This is a genomic window from Streptomyces sp. NPDC047971 (assembly GCF_040653355.1).
In the GTDB taxonomy this organism is placed as follows: Bacteria; Actinomycetota; Actinomycetes; order Streptomycetales; family Streptomycetaceae; genus Streptomyces.
In genome coordinates this window covers 1-3,989 of the sequence record NZ_JBEZNW010000087.1, presented here as the reverse complement: position 1 = coordinate 3,989, position 3,989 = coordinate 1, and the positions used below count along the sequence as shown (strand labels likewise).

At 70.8% G+C, this 3,989-nt stretch carries 4 protein-coding genes; 3 read left to right on the top strand and 1 reads right to left on the bottom strand.

The genetic code is table 11. The features are described from left to right. Together AB0D99_RS35485 and AB0D99_RS35480 are read left to right on the top strand one after the other, a co-directional pair. On the top strand, positions 1-615 hold a 615-nt coding region (locus tag AB0D99_RS35485), incomplete at its 5' end, for an adenosylhomocysteinase (RefSeq protein WP_362372320.1). A 131-nt stretch (positions 616-746) separates the two neighbouring features. Beyond that, positions 747-1,361, top strand: coding sequence for a hypothetical protein (locus tag AB0D99_RS35480; RefSeq protein WP_362372317.1), 615 nt, complete (start codon positions 747-749; stop codon positions 1,359-1,361). Between the two features lie 173 nt (positions 1,362-1,534). Here the strand turns inward: AB0D99_RS35480 and AB0D99_RS35475 are convergent, their stop codons facing one another. Next, positions 1,535-2,488 carry an RDD family protein gene (locus tag AB0D99_RS35475; RefSeq protein ID WP_362372314.1) on the bottom strand — a complete coding sequence of 318 codons (954 nt, stop codon included), beginning with the start codon at positions 2,486-2,488 and terminating at the stop codon, positions 1,535-1,537. A 119-nt stretch (positions 2,489-2,607) separates the two neighbouring features. Here AB0D99_RS35475 and AB0D99_RS35470 point away from each other — a divergent pair, with 119 nt between their 5' ends. Next, the gene (locus tag AB0D99_RS35470; RefSeq protein WP_362372312.1) at positions 2,608-3,615 is read left to right on the top strand and encodes a stage II sporulation protein M; all 1,008 of its coding nucleotides are present in this window, start codon (positions 2,608-2,610) and stop codon (positions 3,613-3,615) included. The last annotated feature ends 374 nt before the right edge of the window (positions 3,616-3,989 follow it).

Here is a 3,989-nt window from a genome sequence, read left to right as displayed (position 1 = left end):
GAGTCCCTCCGCGGCCAGGGCGCCCGCGTCATCGTCACCGAGATCGACCCCATCTGCGCCCTCCAGGCGGCGATGGACGGCTACCAGGTCGCGACCCTGGACGATGTCGTCGAGACGGCCGACATCTTCATCACCACGACCGGCAACAAGGACATCATCATGGCCTCCGACATGGCCAAGATGAAGCACCAGGCCATCGTCGGGAACATCGGCCACTTCGACAACGAGATCGACATGGCCGGCCTCGCCAAGATCGACGGCATCGTCAAGGACGAGGTCAAGCCGCAGGTCCACACCTGGACGTTCGCCGACGGCAAGGTCCTGATCGTCCTCTCCGAGGGCCGCCTGCTGAACCTGGGCAACGCGACCGGCCACCCGTCCTTCGTGATGTCGAACTCCTTCGCGGACCAGACGCTGGCCCAGATCGAGCTCTTCACCAAGCCGCAGGAGTACCCGACCGACGTCTACGTGCTCCCGAAGCACCTGGACGAGAAGGTCGCCCGCCTCCACCTCGCGGCCCTGGGCGTGAAGCTCACGACCCTCCGCCCCGAGCAGGCCGCGTACATCGGCGTCGAGGTCGAGGGCCCGTACAAGCCGGACCACTACCGCTACTGATCCCGGGACCGACGGCGCCCGTGCACTGACACACGCCCGTCCCGGTCACCCGTAGAGGAAAAGGCAGGCCCCCGCACCCCCGTGCCGGGGGCCTGCCTCGTCTACCGCCCCCGCAAGCACCCCGAGGACCCATGCCCCGCGGCCGCTATTCGCTCCATGATCCGCACGATCACACCCCCCTCGGTGAAGAGCACTTCAACTGCGCGCCCGGCCCCTCCGGCTGGCGCTACGTCTCACAGACCACCACCCCCTCCGGCGAACACGCCGGCTCCGTCGACCTGGCCATCGACGAACTCGGCCGCCCCATCCGCCTCGAACTCCACGCCGCGAGCTGGCAGGTCCGCGGAGCGGCCCTCGACGGCGTCACCTGGGTCCGTACGGACCCCACCGGCACCCACGCCACGGAAGGCAATGTGCGCGCCCATGCCTTCACCGGCACCTCACCGGCGTTCCTCGTCGCGATCACGCGACTCCTGCGACTCACCCCCGCTTCCCCCGCGACCCGCGTCCGGCTCGTCGCCTTCACGGATCCCGTGCTCGCCCCCCTGACGATCGACCAGTCCTGGGCCCTGGTGAACAGTGAAACCCACCCCACTGACAACGGCCGTCTGATCGTGGACGAGTACCGGGTCGACGCCCTGGACACGGGGGAGCAGCACACGGTCCACATCGCCGGCGACGTGGTCCTCTCCGCCCCCGGCATCGAACTCGAAGCCCTGGAGACCCCGCCGTCCGTCTGGCCCTAGGGGGTCTTGCCGATCAGGCCGGGCCCGCGGCGTCCGCCACCGCGCCTCGCCGCGCCGTCGTCGGTCGCCGACGCTCCACATCGGCTGCCGCCTCCGCCCGGCGATCCGCCCCCAGGGCCCTGGGAGACCCCGTGCGCCGCTCCCCGGCGCGGCCTGATCGCCGAGGCTCTTGCTCAGGCCGGCGGCGCGAACCCGGTCGACGCACCCGACCCGCGCACCTCCGGCGCCACGGCCGACGGGTCCACGGCTGGCTGGTCCACGATGGCCGGGGCGGCGGGGCCGCCGACCTGAGGCGCGGGCTCCGCACCCGAAGCCGGGCTCACCGGCCGCGCCACCGGAGCGGCGCCCCCCGGAACCTGCCCGCCCGCCCCCTGCGCCGCCGGGGCGAACGCCCGACGCGCCTCCCGGGCCTGCCGCTCGGCGACCACCGCGGCCAGATACGCCGCGGCGGGCACACCCGGCGGGGGAGGCGTCCCGGTCCGCGCGACCAGCTCATCGGCCAGCCGCTCCGCGAGCCGCCGCCCCACGTCCGGGTCCAGCTGCCGCATCCGCGTCAGGTACTGCCGTATCTCCAGCCACAGCGCATCCGGCACCGCGGACAGATCCAGCTCGGTGAACCGGCCCACGAGCCACGGCGGAGGAGGCGGAACGATCGCGCTCCGAGCCGCCGGCACCCGCTCACGCACGACCAACGTCCCCGCGAACACGTCCCCGACCCGCCGCCCCCGCTCCGACACCAGCGACGCGATGCAGGCGACGACCCCGAACGTCATCAGGATCTCCACGATCCCCATCGCCCCGCGCACCAGCGCATGCCGGAAGCGGATCGGCCCGCCGTCGTCCCGCACCACCCGCAGCCCGCAGGCCAGCTTCCCCAGCGACCGCCCGTGCGACAGCGTCTCCACCGCGATCGGCGCCCCCACCAGCACCAGCAGGAACGAGGCGATCGACACCGCCATCTGCGCGGCCTCGTCCAACGAGGCCGTCGCCAACGCCAGCCCGACGGTGATCAGCAGATAGACCGCCCACACCGCCACGAGATCGAGCGCCAGCGCCAGCGCCCGGCTCGGCAGGCGCGCCGGCTGCAACCCCAGAACGACGGCATCCCCCGTCACCACCCCGCTCACGGCGCCCACCCTTCTCCGACCTTCCCGACCCCTCAGTACGACAGTCTGCCAAGCTGACCCGCAGCGCGCCGCAGTAGTACGGACCCGTACGCACCCAGTGCCTGGAGCAGCAGCCGATCATGGACCTCGACGTCTACGTCACCGCCCACCGAGCCGAGTGGGACCGCCTCGACCAGCTTCTGCGCCGAGGCGGAAAGCTCAGCGGCGCCGAGGCGGACGAGCTCGTCTCCCTCTACCAGCGGACCGCCACCCATCTCTCGCTCATCCAGTCCGCCGCCCCGGACCCCATGCTCACCGCCAGGCTCACCCAGCTCGTCGCCCGCGCCCGCGCCACGGTCACCGGCACCCGCCGCTCCTCCTGGCGCGACGTGGCCGAGTTCTTCACGGCCGGCTTCCCCGCCGCCGTCTACCGCTCCCGCCACTGGTGGGTCCCGACGGCCGTCCTCTCCCTGCTCCTCGCGGCCGTCATGGGCTGGTGGATCGGTACACACCCCGAGGTCCAGTCCGCGATCGGCGCACCGGCCGAACTGCGCGAGATGACCCGCCCCGGCGGCCAGTACGAGACGTACTACTCCAGCCACCCGGCGGCCTCCTTCGCCGCCCAGGTCTGGACGAACAACGCCCAGGCCGCCGCCATGTGCCTGGTCCTGGGCGCCTTCCTCTGTGTCCCGGTGCTCTGGATCCTCTTCCTGAACATGCTGAACCTCGGGGTGGCCATCGGCCTGATGTCCTCCGCCGGACGCCTCGACATCATGCTGGGACTGCTCATCCCGCACGGCCTCCTGGAGCTGACCGCGGTCTTCGTCGCCGCAGGCACCGGACTGCGCCTCGGCTGGACCCTCATCGACCCCGGTCCCATGACCCGCCGTGCCGCCCTCGCCCAGCAGGGCCGCGCGGCCGTGGGAATGGCGATCGGGCTGGCCCTCGTCCTTTTCCTCTCGGGCCTCATCGAAGGGTTCGTCACCCCCTCGGGCCTCCCGACCTGGGCGCGCATCGCCATCGGCGTCGCCGCTGAACTGGCATTTCTCGTCTACGTCTATGTCCTGGGCGGTCGTGCGGCCCGCGCCGGCGACACGGGCGACGTCGAGGAGGCCGACCGCAGCGCGACCGTGCCGACGGCCGCCTGATGTGCGGACCACCCCGCTGACCTGCTAGTCTCCTCTTCGCCCGCAAAAACCGTTGACACGGTTCGCGTGGGGAGGTAGATTCAAACGGTTGCCTCGGACTGGACAAGTTCGAAGGCCAGCAGCTAGAATCTCTCTCGCTCCGGTCGTGAAGTCGAACTTCCACGGAGCCACCCCGATTCCTTATTCGAATCACGAAGCCACCGATTAGGTCGGCCGAAATGAATCTGATAAAGTCGGAATCGCCGGAAAGGGAAACGCGAAAGCGAAGAACAGCTCGGCAGCCCGCTCCAGCGGGTGGCAGAAACGGAAATCGGATCTGCTAAGCTGGAAACACGAAAGACCGAAGGGAAAAGCCCGGAGGAAAGCCCGAGAGG